This window comes from Amycolatopsis sacchari, from assembly GCF_900114035.1.
Lineage (GTDB): Bacteria > Actinomycetota > Actinomycetes > Mycobacteriales > Pseudonocardiaceae > Amycolatopsis_E > Amycolatopsis_E sacchari.
In genome coordinates this window covers 649,195-665,406 of record NZ_FORP01000001.1, presented here as the reverse complement: position 1 = coordinate 665,406, position 16,212 = coordinate 649,195, and the positions used below count along the sequence as shown (strand labels likewise).

Below are 16,212 nucleotides of genomic sequence, written 5' to 3'. Positions count from 1 at the left end.
TCACGGTGCCGTAACAGCGCGGCGTGTCGCGGAGTCCTTTGCCGACAGGTCTGGGCAAGGCGGACATAACGCTGTACCGTTCGCCGCGAACCGAATCGGATTCGGTTTGCTGGATACCGGACGCTGCGATGAGGCGGTGGTCGCGACCCATGCACGACGATGATCCGTTGCTGCGGGCCGAGGGGCTGAGCGTGTCCTTCGGGGGCCTGCGGGTGCTCGACCGGGTGTCGCTGGCCGTGCCCCGTGGGCGCGTGCTCGGGGTGATCGGGCCGAACGGGGCGGGCAAGACCACGCTGTTCAACACGATCTGCGGCTTCGTCCGCCCCACCTCGGGCACGCTGTTCTTCGACGGAAGGCCGCTCCGGCACCCGCGGCCGCACCAGCTGACCCGGCACGGCATCGCCCGCACGCTGCAGGGGCTGGGCCTGTTCCCGCGGCTGACCGTGCTGGAGAACGTGCTCGCCGGAGCCACCCACCGCGCCCGCACCGGCGTGCTGTCCTCGCTGCTCGCCTCACCGTGGGCGCAACGGCACGAACAGCGGCTGACCGAGCAGGCCATGCGAGTACTGACCACAGTGGACATAGCCGCCGAAGCGCATCGCGTGTGCGCCAGTCTTCCTTACGGCACAAGGAAACGCGTCGCCCTCGCGCGGGCGCTGATCAGCGAACCCCGGCTGCTGCTGCTCGACGAACCGGCGGCGGGACTGTCCGAACAGGAAACCGCGGACCTCGCCGGGATCGTGCGGGGCCTGCGGCAGCACACCACGGTCATGCTCGTCGAGCACCACATGGACTTCGTGATGAACCTGTGCGACGAGCTGGTGGTGCTCGACTTCGGCGAGGTGATCGCGCGCGGCACCCCGGAGCAGGTGCGGGCCGACCCCGCCGTGCAGCGCGCCTACCTCGGCGAAGCGGTGCCGGGAGGTGCCGATGCTTGAGGTGCGCGGGCTGGCGGCGGCCTACGGCCCGGTGCGGGCGCTGCACGGCGTCGACCTGCACGTCGAGCGGGGGTCGATCACCGCCGTGCTCGGCGTCAACGGCGCGGGCAAGACCACGCTCCTGCGGGTGATCAGCGGTCTCCTGCCCCCGAAGGCGGGCAGCGTGGTGCTCGGCGGGCGGGACGTCACCCGGCGCGCGCCGGAGGACCTCGTGCGGCTGGGCATGGCCCACGTGCCGGAAGGCCGCGGCGTGATCGTCGAGCTCACCGTCGAGGAGAACCTGCGGCTCGGCGGGCTGTGGCGGCGGGACCGCGGCTGGCTGAAAACGGGGACGGCGCGGATGTTCGAGCTGTTCCCGCCGCTCGCCGAGCGCAGGCACCAGCGCGCGGAAGCGCTTTCCGGCGGCGAACGGCAGATGCTCGCGATCGGGCGCGCCCTGATGAGCCGACCGGAGCTGCTGCTGCTCGACGAACCCTCCCTCGGCCTCGCCCCGCGCACCACCGCCCGGATCATCGCCACCCTGCGTGCCCTGCGCGAGCAGACCGGGCTGACGTTGCTGCTGGTCGAGCAGAACGCGGCCACCGCCCTGTCGGTCGCCGACCGCGCCGTCGTGCTCAACCTCGGCCGCAAGGTCGCCGACGACGACGCCACCCGGCTGGCCGCCGACGACCGCGTCCGGCGCGCTTACCTGGAGGGCTGAATGGGCCGTTTCCTCGACCTGACACTCGCGGGCCTGACCACCGGCGCGGTCTACGCCGCCGTCGCGCTGGCGCTGGTGCTGATCTGGCGCTCCACCCGGATCGTCAACTTCGCCCAGGGCGGCATGCTCATGGTCACCACGTTCCTCGCCCACACCGTGGCCGGTTCCGGTGGCTCCTACTGGCTCGCGCTGCTCGTGGCCGTCCTCAGTGGACTGGTGCTGGGCGCGGTCGTGGAGCGGGTGCTGATGCGCCCGGTCGAGCGGCGCCCGCCGCTGGACGCCGTCGTGGTCACCTTCGGGCTGCTCGTCCTGCTGCAGGGCGTGGCGGGCATGGTCTTCGGCGGCACCCCGCGCTCGTACCCGCCGGGGTTCGACATCACCGGGTTCCGCGTCGCGGGCCACCAGCTGCTGTTCTCGCCCAACGACCTGTGGGTCGTGCTCGTCGTGCTCGGGGTGATGGCGGTGCTCGCCTTCGTGTTCCGGCGCACCTCACTCGGGCTGCGGATGCGCTCGGCGGCGTTCGCGCCCGAGGTCGCGCGGCTGCTGGGCGTGCGCGTCGGGCGCATGCTGACCGTCGGCTGGGCGCTGGCCGCCGTGGTCGGAGCCGTCGCCGGGGTGCTCATCGCGCCGGCCACGTTCGTCAGCCCCACCGCGTTCGACGCGACACTCGTGTTCGGCTTCACCGCCGCCGTCATCGGCGGGCTGGACAGCCCACCCGGTGCCGTCGTCGGCGGGGTGCTGCTGGGCGCGGTGCTGAGCTACGTCTCCGGCTACCTGGGGCCCGACGTCGTCACGTTCGCGGCGCTCGTGGTGCTGATCTTCGTGTTGATGGTGCGGCCGAACGGGTTGTTCGGCAGGGGAGCGGAGCGGCGGGTATGACGCGGGTGTGGCGGTCCACTGTGGTCAGGCACCTGAGCTGCGCCGCGCTCGGCCTGCTCGCGCTGTACCTGCTGTCGATCTCGCTCGACCCGTTCGGCGACCTGCAGCTCGCCCAGATCTGCTACACCACGATCGCCACCGCGGGCCTCACCGTGCTGTCCGGCCTCAGTGGACAGATCTCGCTCGGGCACGGCGCGTTCGTCGCCGTCGGCGCCTACACCACCGCGCTGCTGCTGGCACACCAGCAGTGGCCGCTGGCGCTCGTGCTCGTCGCCGCGACCGTGCTCACCGCACTGCTGGGCGCGCTCGTCGGGGTCGCCGCCGCCCGGCTGCGGGGCCCCTACCTCGCCGGGGCCACGCTCGCACTCGCCGTCGGGCTGCCGTCGCTGGCGGACTACCACGGCCTGCGGGACGCCCTGGGCGGCGCCAACGGCCTCGTCGTCACCCCGCCGCCGCCCCCGTTGTCGCTCGGCGAGGCGTTCCCGGTGGAGCGCTGGCACGCCTGGATCGGCGCGCTGTGCCTGGTGCTCGTGTTGTTCCTGCTCGCGAACCTGGTGCGCAGCCCGCTGGGCCGCAACATGCGGCTGGTGCGGGAGGACGAGGACGCCGCCGCGCTGTCCGGGGTGCCCGTCGCCCGCACGCAGATCCTCGCGTTCTGGGTCAGCGCCGGCTGCGCGGGACTCGCCGGGGCGCTGTTCGCGACGGTCAACAACCTCGCCTCGCCCGGCGCGTTCGGGCTCACCCTGTCGCTGTCGCTGCTCACCGCCGCCGTGCTCGGCGGGCTGGGCAGCCTCGCCGGGGCGGTCTACGGCGCGGTGCTGGTGACCTTGCTGCCCACCTGGTCCAACGACCTGGCGCAGGCCGCCGACCTGCCCGAAGAGATCTACGCCAACGTGCCGCTGGTGCTCTACGGGGTCGTGCTGATCGTGGTGATCCTGCTGTTCCCCGGCGGGCTGCAGTCCGGCGTCCGCTGGGCCGGCCGCACGGTGCGCGCCAGGCTCCACCCCCGATGACGGTCCGAGGAAAGGGAGAACAGATGGCTCCTTCGAGACAGGTGCGGGCAGGGATCGCGCTCACCGCCGCACTGGCACTGGCACTGTCCGGGTGCGCCGGCGGGGGCAGCGGTTCCGGCGGCAGCCCCGGCGTCACCGACACCACCGTGACGATCGGCAGCACGCTGCCGCTCACCGGCACCGCGGCCCCCGGCTACAGCGAACAGGGCCCGGCGGCGAAGGCGTTCTTCGACTACGTCAACGCGCAGGGCGGCGTGCACGGCAGGCAGATCGTCTACAAGTACCTCGACGACGGCTACAACCCCGCGCAGACGGTCACCCTGACCAAGCAGCTGGTGTTGCAGGACAACGTGTTCGCCATCGTCGGCGCGCTGGGCACCCCCACGCACACCAAGGTCGTGGACTTCCTCAACAGCTCCCGCGTGCCCGACCTGTTCGTCGCCTCCGGCTGCACCTGCTGGGACAACCCGAAGGACCACCCCTACACCTACGGCTGGCAGCCCGACTACACCGTCGAGGGCAAGATCCTCGGCGACTACGTGAAGAAAACCTTCGCCGGCAAGAAGATCGCCTACTTCTACCAGGACGACGACTTCGGCCACGACGGCATGAAGGGCCTGGACAAGTTCATCGACCCCGCGCGGGTCGTGGCCCGCGAGCCCTACCAGCCCGGCAACACCGACGTCGCCGCGCAGGTCTCGGCGATCGCCCGCGCCCAGGCCGACGTCGTCGTGCTGGAGACCATCCCCGCCTACACCGCGTTGTTCAAGCTGGCCGCGCTCAAGCTCGGCTACCGGCCCGCGCTCGTCGCGTCCAGTGTGGGCTCCGACCCGATCACCGTGTCCGGGCTCCTGGAGAACTTCGCGCAGCGCGCGGGTTCGCCGGTGCGGGGCGCGGACCTCATCGAAGGGCTCGTCACCAGCGCCTACCTCCCGCCGCTGGACGACACGGCGAACTCCTGGACGGCGTTGTTCCGCAAGATCCACGACCAGTACATCCCCACCATCCCCTTCGACGGCAACGTGTACTACGCGATGTCCTACGCCTACACCTTCGTGCAGGCGCTGCAGGCCACCGGCCGCGACCTGACCCGGCAGAAGCTCATCGACACCCTGAACAAGGGCGGCTTCCGCGGGCCGGGGCTCGTGCCGTTCCGCTACAGCGCCGACAGCCACGCCGGGTTCACGGGCGGGCAGATCGCGACGGTGCGCGGCGGGCGGCAGACCGGGGAAGGCACCCCCGCCACCACCGACGACGGCGCCGGCCCGATCGTGCCGTACCTGGGAGGCCAGCCCAGCGCGCCGCCCAACGGCATCCCGCCGGCCTGACCGCACGATGGGGCGGTCAGGCCGCCCCATCGTGCGAAACCGCGGGCCGGACGCGCGTGCCCGCGGTCCCGGCCGCCCGGCATCCGGCAGAATCGGGGCATGACCGAGGTGGCAGGCAGCAGGAGAGCGCAGACCACGCGCGCCGCGCTGCTCGAGGCGGCGCGCGAGGTGTTCACCGCGTCCGGGTACGACGCCGCGAACATGGTCGAGATCGCCGACCGGGCGGGCGCGAGCATCGGCAGCCTCTACCACCACTTCGCCGCGAAGTCCGATCTGTACATCACGCTCTACAACGACTACCAGCGGCGGCAGCAGCACCGCTCGGCGCAGGCGTTCCGGTCCGCGCTGGCCCGCGGGGAGGACGACGCGCTGCGCCTGTTCATCGTCGGCACCCGCGCCTACCTGGAAGGCTGCTGGGAGGAGCGGGAGCTGGCGACGGTGTTCCTCTCCGGCGGCGGGCCCGCGGGGTTCGGCATGCTCACGCGGGAACGGTTCCGCGAGTGGCTGCACGCCAACTCCACGCTGGTGAACGGCCACACCCGGCCGTTGAGCGACATGCTCGTGCTGTGCCTGACGGCGATGGCGACCGAGGCCGGCCGGGAGGTGGCCACCGCTCCCAGCCGCGCCAAGGCCCGCAGGCTGATCGACGAGGTCCTCGAACTGATGGGACGGCTCTACCCCGCCGACTGAGGCCCGTCCACACGCGACTGCTCAGTCCGAGATGGCGGCGAACATGTCGAGCACGCCCTGCGGGGCGTCGGCGCGGAACATGATCTCCATGCTCCGCGCGGATTCGGCCGCCGCGTGCTCGGCACGCGGGAACAGCGCACGCTCGTAGGCGGCCAGCGCGGCTTCGGTGTCCCCGGGGTGCGCGGCGAGCGCGAGCCCGAGTTCGGCGCCGTCCTGCATGGCGAGGTTCGCGCCCTCCCCGGCGAACGGGGACATCACGTGCGCGGCGTCGCCGAGCAGCGTCACGCCCGGCACCCGCTCCCACCGGTGCCCGACCGGCAGCGCGTGGATCTCGCGGCGCACGAGCGGCCCGTCCGCTTCCGCGATCAGGGCACGCAGGCTCTCGTCCCAGTCCGCGAACTCGGCGAGCACCGCGGCCTTGGCGCGGGCGGTGTCGGTGAAGTCCAGACCGGACAGCCAGTCCTGCCCGGCGCGGACCCCGGCGTAGATGTGCAGGCTCCCGTCGGGCTCCCGGTGCCCCAGCAGGCCCCGGCCGTCGCCGAGCGCGAACAGCATGCCGCCGCCGACGACCTCGGCACACGCCGGGTGGCGGCGGTCGGCGTCGAGCAGGTCGGCCTCCACGAAGGACATTCCCGTGTAGACCGGCTCAGCGTCCGACACCAGCGGCCGGATCCGGGACCAGGCGCCGTCCGCGCCGACGAGCAGATCGGTGGTGAACACCGTGCCGTCGGCGAGGGTGACCTCGTGGCGGCCGTCGCCGAGCGGGCGGGCGGCGGTCACCTTCGCGTGCCAGCGGATGGTTCCCTCGGGCAGCGAGCCGAGCAGCAGGTCCCGCAGCTGCCCGCGGTCGACCTCCGGCCTGCCGCGGTCGTCGTCCTCCTCGGCCAAGCGCAGCACGCCGTGCCGGTCGAAGACGTGCATCGCCTGCCCGCCGGGGTGCACGAGCTCGCGGAACGCCTCGTGCAGGCGCGCGGCCCGCAGTGCCTCCTGGCCGGAGTCGTCGTGGATGTCGAGCATGCCGCCCTGCGGGCGGTCGTGCGGACCCGGCGCCAGGTCGAACACCGCGGCCTCGAGACCGTGGACGTGCAGGACGCGTGCCAGCGTGAGGCCGCCGAGCCCGGCGCCGATGATCGCGATGGGGTAGTGGGTCATGACTTGTGCTCCTCGGAGTTCCTGGCCGCGTGCCGCGGCGTGTAGGCGATGCCGTTGATCAGTGCGAGGAAGCCCCAGGTGAGGCGCTCGCGGGGTTCGCCGGACAGCAGCTCGCCCGCGACCGCGGCGAGGTGCGGGTGGGACGGCGACGCGGCGCGCAGCGCGCGGACGAGCGCGTCCCACCCGGCGGCTTCCTCACCGTCCGTCCGGCCGGTGTGTTCGGTGGCGGTGGCGGTGGCCTGCAGCAGCAGCAGGTCCACTCCCCAAGCCGCCTGGGCCGGCGGGACGCCGCCCTCGTCCAGCAGGGCCAGCAGCCCTTCGACGAGCCGCAGGTAGTGCCGGCCGCTGGGCCGCGCGACGAGCGCCGCCCTGGCCAGCTCGGGATGCGCGAACAGCACGGTGGTGTAGGAGGTCAGCACCCCGATCAGCCGGTCCCGCCAGTCGCCCCGCGCCCGCACGGGCTCGAGATCGACGGTGCCGAGCAGTTCGTCCAGCACGGCGGCGTGCAGCTCGGCCGTGCTGGCCACGTACACGTAGAGCGACGCGGGGCCCGTGTCGAGCTCCTGCGCCAGGCGGCGCATCGTGACCTTCTGCAGGCCTTCGGCCCGCATGAGCCGCACCGCCGTGGTGACGATGCCTTCGCGGGTGAGGGCGGGTTTCGCCGGGCGTTCCCGGCGGCTGCGGATCGGGTTCTGGTCGACGGCCATGCCCCCACTATAGCGAACATGTTCGTGACGAACATGTTCGCTGCGTCTCATCGATATGGTTGGGCCTGGTCAGGGTAATGGAAGAGGACGAACATGATCGTGCTCGCCGGGAGCACGATCCGGCGTCATCCCCTGAGTACGGCCTCGATCAGCCACACGGGCACGCGGTCGGCGGAGTCGGCGAACACGTCCGGCACCTCGCGGCCGTGCCGCCGCAGTTCCGCGGCGATGTCGGTCACCTCGGCCGCCCACCCGAAGCGGCGCAACCACTCCTCAGGCCCGGCGTCCGGCCCCGAGCGCACGAGCGCGGCCATCATCATCGCGGAGATCCGCTCGGCCTCGTCGGTGGCCCGCCGGGTCATCGTCTCCTCGTCCACCTGCCGCGCGGGGTACTCGGTCAGCAGCCGCGCCCCGGCGCCCGACAGGCCCGTGACCGTGGCGACCAGCCGGTCGCTCTCCTCCGCCGTGAAGTACATCAGCACCCCCTCGGCCAGCCACAGCACCGGCTCGCCAGGCCGGAACCCGGCCTCACGCAACGGTGCCGCCCAGTCCTCCCGCAGCTCCACCGGCACCGGCACGCGCCGGCACGTCGGCTCGGCGCCGTGCCGGATGAGCACACCGTTCTTGAAGTCCAGCACCGACGCGCCGTCCAGCTCGAACACCGTCGTGTCGCCCGGCAGCCCGAGCCGGTAGGCGCGCGTGTCCATGCTCGCGCCGAGCAGGACCACCTGTCGCACCCCGGCCGCCACCGCCCGCCGGACCCGCTCGTCGTAGAACGGGGTGCGCACGGCGAAGTAGGAGCTGAAGGCCCGCCACAGCGGCGAAATCCCGTCGTCACGGGCCATCCCGATCCGGGGCAGCCCGGCCCCGGTGAACGCGGTCGCCTCGGCCACGAACAAGCGCGCCCACGGGTCGTCGAACAGCCGGTCCTGGCGCGCGGACTCCTGCGCCCGCGCGTAGGTGGTGAGCAACGCGGTGGCGCGCACCCCCTCCGGTGCGGTCACTCCTGCCACGCTCCTCGGTCTCGCGCTGGCCTGCTGGTGCCGGAAGACGATAGCGAAGGGGATGGACCCCGGTCCCCACCACGTTGGGACTTACGGCCGTATCCACACTGGACCGTTCGCCGCACACTGGATGGCGTGCCGGTGCTCGGGGCCCCGGCACGACGGGGGCGGGTGGCGGTCGTTCGGGGACCGAGCCGCTCGCAGGGGAGCAGTCGCGACGTCCGGTCGGGGCCAGCGTTCGCTCGATTGCTCCAGGCTGGGGCGGCCCGGTACCGCCGGACCGCCCCAGTCGCACAGCTCATGCCGCGGCCGCCCGGCCCGCGGCGAAGAAGCCCGCGATGTCGGGCAGCTCGCGCAGCGGCCGGGCGGCGCCGAACGGGGCGGTCCAGAACGGACCCCGCCGCGGCCGGTGCGGGCCGACGTAGGCGTAGGGCTCGCCGAGGTAGCCGTCACCGGGGGAGACGCCGTAGTTGATCTCGTCGACGGTGACGGCGACGTCGAAGTGCTCCGGCCACAACACCAGCTCCACGCCCGGCGCGAACGCGCGCAACGCGGCATCACCGGCGGCGTAGGCCGCGAGGATTTCCCCGGTGGTCGCGGGGTCCAGATCGATGGTTTCCCCCGGCGCCACCCCGGAACCGTCGGCGTACACGCCCTCGGGCGCACCGGCCTCGATCCCCGCCTCCGCGGCCACCTCCGCGAAAGTCCGCCCTGGCAAGGAGATCCGGCGCTCACCCACCACCAGCTCGGTGCCCGCCACCCGCAGGTCGGGCTCCAGCACCGTGCCGAACCCGCCCGGGGTGATGCGCAGCCGGATCTTCCCCGTGGCCCGGTACTGCGGCCCCGCGAGCAGCAACTCCGCCACCCCGTGCAGCGACCGGCGTGTCCCGTCCGTCATCGCGTCCCCCTCCTGTTGCGCTCCACGGTAGTCACGCGGCGCGTTTCAGGGTCCGGATGACGGGCGCCGTTTCGACGTGGCCCACGCCGTCGATCGCGGCGATCGTCTCCGCCAGGTAGGTGTAGAGCGCGTCGACGTCGGGACACAGCACGCTCGCGAGCAGGTTGGTCGGCCCGGTGGTCGCGGCGACGAGCGCGACCTCCCGCTGCCCGGCGAGCGCCTCCGCCACGGCGGCCAGCCGGGGCTGGCGCACCGACAACCACAGCAGCGCCTGGGCGGCGAACCCGAGCGCGGCGGCGTCGAGGTCCACGTCGAGGTAGAGCACGCCGTCCCGCCGCAGCTGCTGGACCCGCCGCCGCACGGCCGGTTCCGGCTGCCCGGTGCCGGCGGCGAGCTCGGCATAGGTGGCGCGGCCGTCGCGGGCCAGTGCCGCGAGCAGCGCAGCGTCCCCGCTGACGTCCACGAGCCCGCCGGCCGTGGCGGCCGGTTCCGGGGTCAGACGGCGGACCTGCTCCTCGGTGAGCGTCGTCGCGCGGCCGGGCCAGCCCACGGGCCCGCCGACGAAGGTGCGCAGCAGGCAGTGCGCCGACACCGCGACCACGCGGGGCGTGCGGGGCAGCTGCCGCAGCAGCAACGCGTCCGGCGCCTGTGCCCCGGCGGCCCGCGTCACGCACACGATCTCGGTGCCGCCCGAGGTCAGCTGCACCCAGGAGGTGTCGTCACGGGCGGCGAGGGCGTGCGCGACCTTGAGCGCCGCGTCGGGCGTGGCCCGCAGCCGCACGAACCACTCGACCTGGCCGATCCGACGCGGGGCCGGGCGGGCGATGACCCGCAGCCCGTGCTCCTCGCGCAGCCGCCGGTAGCGGCGGGCGACGGTCTGCTGCGAGGTGCCCAGCACGTCGGCGATGAGCGCTAACGGCGCCCGCCCGTCGAGGTGCAGCGCGTGCACGAGGGCCCGGTCGAGCTCGTCGAGTGGCATGTTCCGCATCCTATCCGGGCTTGCGTGGAGGAAACCGTCAGAAGTGCCGCGATCACTGGAGGGCAAGACGGGCTGCTGCCTAGCGTCGCGGTCATGACCGACGTCCTCCACCCGCGACGCTGGGGTGCGCTGACCGCGCTCCTCGTCGCCGAAGCCATGAACCTGCTGGACACGACCGTCGTCCAGGTCGCCGCCCCGGTGATCCGCGACGACCTCGGCGCGGGCCCGGGCGAGCTGCAGTGGCTCACCGCCGGGTACACGCTGCCCTTCGCCGTCCTCCTGATCACCGGCGGCCGCTTCGGCGACCGGTTCGGGCGCCGCCGCGTGTTCGTCACCGGGCTCGCGGTGTTCGTCCTGTGCTCGATCGCGTGCGCCCTCGCGCCCGGCATCGGCGTGCTGCTCGCCGCGCGGGTCCTGCAGGGGGCGGGGGCGGCACTGCTGGTGCCGCAGACGTTCGGGCTGATCAAGGCGATGTTCACCGGCGGGGAACTGGCCAAGGCGCTGGGCACGATCGGCCCGGTGATGGCGCTGGCCGCCGTGTGCGGGCCCCTCACCGGCGGCGCGGTGACCGACGCGGCGAGCTGGCGCGCGGTGTTCCTGATCAACGTGCCGCTCGGCGTGGGGGTGCTGCTCGCGGCGCCGCTGCTGCGGGAGGACCGCTCCCCGCGCCCGCCGCGCCTGGACGGCACCGGCACGGCGCTGGCGGCGGTGGCGACCGGGCTCCTGGTCTACCCGCTGGTGCAGGGCAACGACGGGGGCTGGCCGTGGTGGACCTGGGCGTGCCTGGCCAGCGGGGTCCTGCTGCTGGCCGCGTTCGCCGCGCACCAGCGCCGTCGTCCACACCCCCTGGTGGAACCCGGGCTGTTCCGCGGCCGCGTGTTCCCCGCGTCGCTGGCCGGGTCCCTGCTGTTCTTCGCCGTGATGAACGGGCTGATGTTCGTGCTCGTGGTGGTCCTGCAGTCCGGCGGGGCGAGCGCCTTCCAGGCCGGGCTGTCGATGCTGCCCTGGTCGGCCGGGCTCGGGCTCGGCTCCCTGGCCACCGGGCTGCTGCTGGTGCCCCGCTTCGGGGCGCGCGTGATGCGCGCCGGGGTCGTGGTCGTCCTGCTCGGCGCCACGGCGATGGCGGTGCTGCTGCGGGCGCCCGGCCCGCAGGTCGCCTGGTACCTCGCCGTGCCGCTGCTGGTCGCGGGGACCGGGCTGGGCGTGTTCACGGTGCCGTTCTTCGGCAACGCCCTGTCGAGGGTCGAACCCCACGAGACCGGCTCGGCGTCCGGGCTGCTCAACGCCGTGCAGCAGCTGGGCGCGACGGTCGGCGTGGCGATGCTGGGGGCGGCCTTCTTCCACGCCGGCACGCCCGCGGGCGGCACGCGGCTCGCGCTCGGCGTGGCGGCCGGGCTGCTGGTGGCGGTGTTCGCGCTCACCTACCCGATGCTGACGCGACGGGCCGCGTCTGCGCGAGAAACCGTGCCAGCGCCCCGGTGAGCTCGGCGCGGGCGGCACGCTCCCGCCGGGCGAACCCGCCCAGCAGCTCACCCATCGCCAGCAGCGTCGGCGCACTCGCGAGGCCGGCGTCGAGCAGCTCCTGGGCGTAGGCGCGCAGTTTCGTGCTCTGCACCTCGCCGTCCTGGAACGCGCCGAGCACGTCCTGCAGCCGTTTCAGCTCTTTGAGCGCGCCGCGGTCCGCGGGCCGCACCGGCTGGAACACCTCCAGCGCGTACCGCAGCTCCTTCGCGCGCTTGCGCAGCGCGTGCACGTCCTCGGCAGGAGACTCGGGAGTGATCGCGGCCGCGCGGCGGATCACGCGTTTCGTGATGCGCCGCAAGCGTTCCGCCGTGAGATCGTCCACTGTGGAGTGCCGGTCCGGCTCGGCGACCACCCCGGACAACGCGGCCCGCCACGACTCCATCAGGCGGGCGAAGCGCTGCGCGCGCAGCCCGCGCACCAGGATCTTGCGCTCGGCGTCGCGGCGGCGCCGCAGGTGTTCGGCGAACGGGGCGAGGTCCTCGGGGGCACCCGCGACCAGGCTGTCCGCGAGCGCGTCGAACTCCAGGAGGTAGACGTCGAGGTCGCGGGTGGGGGTGGTGAGCTCGCCCAGCTCGGCGAACCGGGGCGCGAAGCGGGCGGCGAGGTTGCCGGGCAGGACGTCGCCGGCGACCTTGAGCAGGGACCGGGTGCGCCGCACCGCGACCCGCAGGTCGTGCAGGAACTCCGGGTCGACGTCGTCGACGGTGCCCTCGACGTTGCTGGTGATCGCCTCGGCGAACCCGAGCAGCGCGGTCGCGACCGCGGCGTCGGCGGGCATTCCCGGGGTGATGGCGTACCGCCCGGTCTCGCCCGGCAGGCCGCACGCGTCGAGCAGCTGGTCGTAGCCGACGGCGTCGGCGGGCTCGAAGTCCTCACCGGACAGGAGCGTGCGCGCCACCCACTTGACGTCGCGGCGACGGCCCGGCGCGGCCAGCACCGTGACCCGCACCAGCGGCGGCTTCCGGACCGGGTGCAGGGTCCCGGCCTCGGCCCACCTCAGGCGGGCGGCCTCCTCGCCTTCGCCGTCGCACAGCACGATCTCCCGGACCACGGTGCGGCTGCGGATCTTCGGCGCGAGCGCCCGCACGCCCACCGCCGTGGCGATCGCGTCACGCAGCTCGCCGCCGGGCAGCGCCTCGATCCGCGCGGGCCACACGGGCGGTTCGGTGAGCTTGACCGAGTGCGGCGCGAGCACGAGCGACCCCGGCCCGGACGCGCCTTCGTGGGTGAGTTCGAGGCCGCCCCGCCGCAACCGCCAGTCCGCGGTGTCCAGATAGGACGCGGTGTGGACGCGGCGCGCGCCGAGCCGCGGCTGGAAACGCGGGGACAGCGGGGCGAGCGCCTTCAGCAGTTCCGCGGGTTCACCGCGGGTGGGGCGGCCCCGCCAGCCCAGTGTCACGACGTACGGCACAAGGCAGTATAAGGGTGATCTTCACCCGCACGAGTGCTTCGCGCGCAGGACCCGGGACAGCGCGTCGGTCACCCGCGCGGCCGGCAGCTCACCCGACGCCAGCGCCTGCTGCAGCCGGTCGAGCACGGGGCCCACGTCGCCGCCCGAGGACCACAGCGCCTGGTCGGCTCCCGCGAGCAGGGCGTGCAGCACCGCGTCGGGCAGCCGGTAGGTGCTGGTGATCGCCTTCATCGCGCCGAGGTCGTCGGTGAGCACCGGGCCGGTGAAGTGGTAGTCGGTGCGCAGCAGCCGGTACGCCGCGGGGGACAGGGAGGCCGGCTGCCCGTCGGTCAGGCCGGGCACGGTGAGGTGCCCGACCATGACCGCGCCGCCCGCGAAGCCGGCGACCGCCTCGTAGGGCCTCAGGTCCGCCGCACGCAGCTCCGCCAGCGGCGGGGTGGTGACGCCGCCGCTGTGCGAGTCGCCCTGCGCGTGGCCGTGCCCGAGGAAGTGCTTGAACACCGGGGTCACCCCGGCGTCACGCAGGCCCTCCGCGAACGCGATCCCGTAGTCGCGCACCACCGCCGGGTCGGCGCTGTAGGAGCGGTCGCCGATCGGGCCGTCGTCGGGCTGCGAGCTGACGTCCAGGCTCGGGGCGTAGTCCACCGTCACGCCCCGGGCCCGCAGCTGGCGCCCGCGTTCCCCGCCCAGCGCCCGCACCTGCGCGACGCTCATCGTGCGCGCCATCTGCCGGGCACTGGGGATGGACCCGTCGAGCTGGTCGATGCGCTGGACGCGGCCGCCCTCCTCGTCCACCGCGACCGACACGCCGAACCGCGCGGCCTGCTGGACCCGGTCGAGCGCGCCGTCGCGCAGCAGGGCGGTGGGGTTGCCGCCGACGAACACCCCGCCGACCTGCTCGTCACGCACGAGCCGCACCGCCGCCGCCGGATCGCCGGGGTCCACACCCACGACCAGCAGCTGCGCCAGCCGCTGCCGGTCGGACAGCTGCGCCACGACCTCCGCACACGCCGCCGGCGTGGTGCTCGTGACCGGCGGAGCCGAGGGCTTCGCTTGCGGGGCTGGTGGGACGGCGGCCGGGGGCGGCGCTTCACCCGCGCACCCGGCGAGCAGCGTGACGGCCAGGACGGTGGTGAGGATACGGGACTTCATGGTCTCCTGTGATCGGGTGCGGGCACCCCGGCGAGTCTAGGTCACCGCTCGCTGTCGAGCTCGGCCATCATCGGCGCCGCGTACCGGTCACCCGCGGCGGCCCCGGCGGGCACGGCCCGCTCGATCTCCGCGAGGTCGTCGGCGGTCAGCGGGAACCCGGTCGCCCCCAGCGACTCGGCCAGCCGCTCCCGGGTGCGCGCGCCGACGAGCGGGACGATGTCCTCGCCCTGCGCGGCGACCCACGCGATGGCCAGCTGCGCGACGGTGGCGCCCGTGCGCTCGGCGACCGCCCGCAGCGCCTCCACGAGCCGCAGGTTGCGTTCGAGGTTACCGGCCTGGAAGCGCGGGCTGATGCCGCGGAAGTCACCGGCGCCCAGCGCCCGGTCGGCCTGCCACCGGCCGGACAGCAGACCGCGGGACAGCACGCCGTAGGCGGTGATCCCGATGCCCAGCTCGCGGGCCGTGGGCAGGATCTCGTCCTCGATACCGCGCGAGAGCAGGGAGTACTCGATCTGCAGGTCGGAGATCGGGTGCACGGCGGCCGCGCGCCGCAGGGTCTCGGCGTTGACCTCGGACAGCCCGATGTGGCGGACGTGCCCGGCCTTGACCAGCTCGGCGATCGCGCCGACGGTCTCCTCGATCGGCACGGCGGGGTCGACGCGGGAGGGCCGGTAGATGTCGATGTGGTCGGTGCCCAGGCGGCGCAGGCTGTAGGCGGCGAAGTTCTTCACCGCCGCCGGCCGCCCGTCGTAGCCCGCCCAGCCGCCGTCGGGGTCCCGCAGCGCCCCGAACTTCACGCTGATGACGGCGTTGTCGCGGTTGCGGCCGCGCAGGGCGTCGCGCAGCAGCAGCTCGTTGTGGCCCATGCCGTAGAAGTCACCGGTGTCGAACAGGGTGACCCCGGCCTCGAGCGCGGCGTGGATGGTGGCGACCGACTCGGCCTCGTCGGCGGGGCCGTAGAGGTCCGACATGCCCACCAGGCCGAGGCCCAGTGCGGAGACGGCGGGACCGTGCCGGCCGAGTTCGCGGATGTCCATGACAACTCCAGAGGTGTTTCCGTTGCTAACACTGCAACCATATCACCGGTAACGTAACGCGGCTACTGTGATGCTGTTATCATTGCCAACATGAGTTCGACCGAAGCACCCTCCACACGCGACCGCATCCTGCGGGTGGCCGCCGACCTGCTGGCCACCGACGGCAGGGATGCCCTGTCCACGCGCGCGGTAAGCGCGGCGGCCGGGGTCCAGGCCCCGACGCTGTACCGCCTGTTCGGGGACAAGGAGGGCCTGCTCGACGCCGTCGCGAGCTACGGCTTCGAGTCCTACCTCGCCGACAAGAACGCGATGGGGCACACCGACGACCCGGTGGCCGACCTCCGCCGCGGCTGGGACCTCCACGTCGAGTTCGGCGTGGCCCGGCCCGCGTTCTACGAGCTCATGTACAGCCGCAACCGGCTCTCGCCCGCCGCGCGGGAGGCGGAGGCGATCCTGCGGCACATGGTGGGCCGCGTCGCCGAGGCCGGGCGCCTGGCGATGAGCGTCGAGCGCGCCGCGCGGCTGGTGCACTCCGCCGGCATGGGCGTGGTGTTCACCCTCAACACCACCCCGCCCGAGCAGCGGGACCCGCAGCTGTCCGAGGTGACCCGCGAGATGGTGCTGCGCACGATCACCACCGACGCCGCACCCTCCGCGCCCGGCGGCACCCCGGCACTGGCCAGCGCGCTCGTCGAAACCCTCCGCGCGCAGCCACCGGAAAGCCTCAGCCCGGCCGAGCACGCGCTGCTGACCGAATGGCTGACCCGGCTCGCCGACACCGCCGCACTCCGGCGGTAATG

The 16,212-nt window shown here is 73.6% G+C and carries 16 protein-coding genes; 8 read left to right on the top strand and 8 right to left on the bottom strand.

From position 1 onward, the window contains the following. The first annotated feature begins 149 nt into the window (after positions 1 to 149). From BMZ92_RS03185 to BMZ92_RS03160, 6 genes are all read left to right on the top strand, one after another. A complete protein-coding gene (locus BMZ92_RS03185) occupies positions 150 to 938 on the top strand; it encodes an ABC transporter ATP-binding protein (protein WP_091504112.1) in 789 nt (262 codons plus the stop codon). Continuing rightward, positions 931 to 1,638 carry an ABC transporter ATP-binding protein gene (locus BMZ92_RS03180; RefSeq protein WP_091504111.1) on the top strand — a complete coding sequence of 236 codons (708 nt, stop codon included), beginning with the start codon at positions 931 to 933 and terminating at the stop codon, positions 1,636 to 1,638. Before BMZ92_RS03185 ends, BMZ92_RS03180 begins: the two co-directional genes overlap by 8 nt. Next, positions 1,639 to 2,517: a branched-chain amino acid ABC transporter permease gene (locus BMZ92_RS03175; protein WP_091504110.1), complete on the top strand. Its 879-nt coding sequence runs from the start codon at positions 1,639 to 1,641 to the stop codon at positions 2,515 to 2,517. It abuts the gene before it with no gap. Next, positions 2,514 to 3,530 carry a branched-chain amino acid ABC transporter permease gene (locus BMZ92_RS03170; RefSeq protein WP_091504109.1) on the top strand — a complete coding sequence of 339 codons (1,017 nt, stop codon included), beginning with the start codon at positions 2,514 to 2,516 and terminating at the stop codon, positions 3,528 to 3,530. Before BMZ92_RS03175 ends, BMZ92_RS03170 begins: the two co-directional genes overlap by 4 nt. 23 nt (positions 3,531 to 3,553) lie before the next feature. Further along, a complete protein-coding gene (locus BMZ92_RS03165) occupies positions 3,554 to 4,858 on the top strand; it encodes an ABC transporter substrate-binding protein (protein ID WP_091504108.1) in 1,305 nt (434 codons plus the stop codon). Positions 4,859 to 4,957: 99 nt separating this feature from the next. Continuing rightward, the gene (locus BMZ92_RS03160) at positions 4,958 to 5,548 is read left to right on the top strand and encodes a TetR/AcrR family transcriptional regulator (protein WP_091504107.1); all 591 of its coding nucleotides are present in this window, start codon (positions 4,958 to 4,960) and stop codon (positions 5,546 to 5,548) included. A 21-nt stretch (positions 5,549 to 5,569) separates the two neighbouring features. Here BMZ92_RS03160 and BMZ92_RS03155 read toward each other — a convergent pair whose 3' ends face one another. From BMZ92_RS03155 to BMZ92_RS03135, 5 genes are all read right to left on the bottom strand, one after another. Next, positions 5,570 to 6,700 carry an FAD-dependent oxidoreductase gene (locus tag BMZ92_RS03155; protein WP_091504106.1) on the bottom strand — a complete coding sequence of 377 codons (1,131 nt, stop codon included), beginning with the start codon at positions 6,698 to 6,700 and terminating at the stop codon, positions 5,570 to 5,572. After that, positions 6,697 to 7,407 carry a TetR/AcrR family transcriptional regulator gene (locus tag BMZ92_RS03150; protein ID WP_091504105.1) on the bottom strand — a complete coding sequence of 237 codons (711 nt, stop codon included), beginning with the start codon at positions 7,405 to 7,407 and terminating at the stop codon, positions 6,697 to 6,699. Before BMZ92_RS03150 ends, BMZ92_RS03155 begins: the two co-directional genes overlap by 4 nt. Before the next feature lie 125 nt (positions 7,408 to 7,532). Then, complete coding sequence (locus tag BMZ92_RS03145; RefSeq protein WP_177228510.1) at positions 7,533 to 8,411, bottom strand: SAM-dependent methyltransferase; 879 nt, start codon at positions 8,409 to 8,411, stop codon at positions 7,533 to 7,535. A gap of 298 nt (positions 8,412 to 8,709) precedes the next feature. Beyond that, positions 8,710 to 9,309: a hypothetical protein gene (locus tag BMZ92_RS03140; RefSeq protein ID WP_091504103.1), complete on the bottom strand. Its 600-nt coding sequence runs from the start codon at positions 9,307 to 9,309 to the stop codon at positions 8,710 to 8,712. Positions 9,310 to 9,340: 31 nt separating this feature from the next. After that, positions 9,341 to 10,288, bottom strand: coding sequence for an Lrp/AsnC family transcriptional regulator (locus tag BMZ92_RS03135; RefSeq protein ID WP_177228509.1), 948 nt, complete (start codon positions 10,286 to 10,288; stop codon positions 9,341 to 9,343). Positions 10,289 to 10,381: 93 nt separating this feature from the next. Between BMZ92_RS03135 and BMZ92_RS03130 the strand changes: the two genes are divergently transcribed. Then, positions 10,382 to 11,770 (top strand): MFS transporter, encoded by a 1,389-nt coding sequence (locus BMZ92_RS03130; protein ID WP_091504101.1) that lies wholly within the window; start codon positions 10,382 to 10,384, stop codon positions 11,768 to 11,770. Here BMZ92_RS03130 and BMZ92_RS03125 read toward each other — a convergent pair. Genes BMZ92_RS03125 through BMZ92_RS03115 form a run of 3 tightly spaced genes read right to left on the bottom strand, consistent with a single transcriptional unit; the run spans position 11,706 to position 15,412 of the window. After that, positions 11,706 to 13,223, bottom strand: a complete 1,518-nt coding sequence (locus BMZ92_RS03125) for a CHAD domain-containing protein (protein ID WP_091504100.1) — start codon at positions 13,221 to 13,223, stop codon at positions 11,706 to 11,708. The two genes, BMZ92_RS03130 and BMZ92_RS03125, sit on opposite strands and share 65 nt — an antisense overlap. A gap of 21 nt (positions 13,224 to 13,244) precedes the next feature. Then, on the bottom strand, positions 13,245 to 14,375 hold the full coding sequence (locus BMZ92_RS03120) for a glycoside hydrolase family 3 N-terminal domain-containing protein (protein WP_091504099.1): 1,131 nt from the start codon (positions 14,373 to 14,375) through the stop codon (positions 13,245 to 13,247). A 41-nt stretch (positions 14,376 to 14,416) separates the two neighbouring features. Then, on the bottom strand, positions 14,417 to 15,412 hold the full coding sequence (locus tag BMZ92_RS03115) for an aldo/keto reductase (RefSeq protein WP_091504098.1): 996 nt from the start codon (positions 15,410 to 15,412) through the stop codon (positions 14,417 to 14,419). Between the two features lie 90 nt (positions 15,413 to 15,502). Between BMZ92_RS03115 and BMZ92_RS03110 the strand changes: the two genes are divergently transcribed. Beyond that, positions 15,503 to 16,210: a TetR/AcrR family transcriptional regulator gene (locus BMZ92_RS03110; protein WP_091504097.1), complete on the top strand. Its 708-nt coding sequence runs from the start codon at positions 15,503 to 15,505 to the stop codon at positions 16,208 to 16,210. Positions 16,211 to 16,212 lie beyond the last annotated feature (2 nt).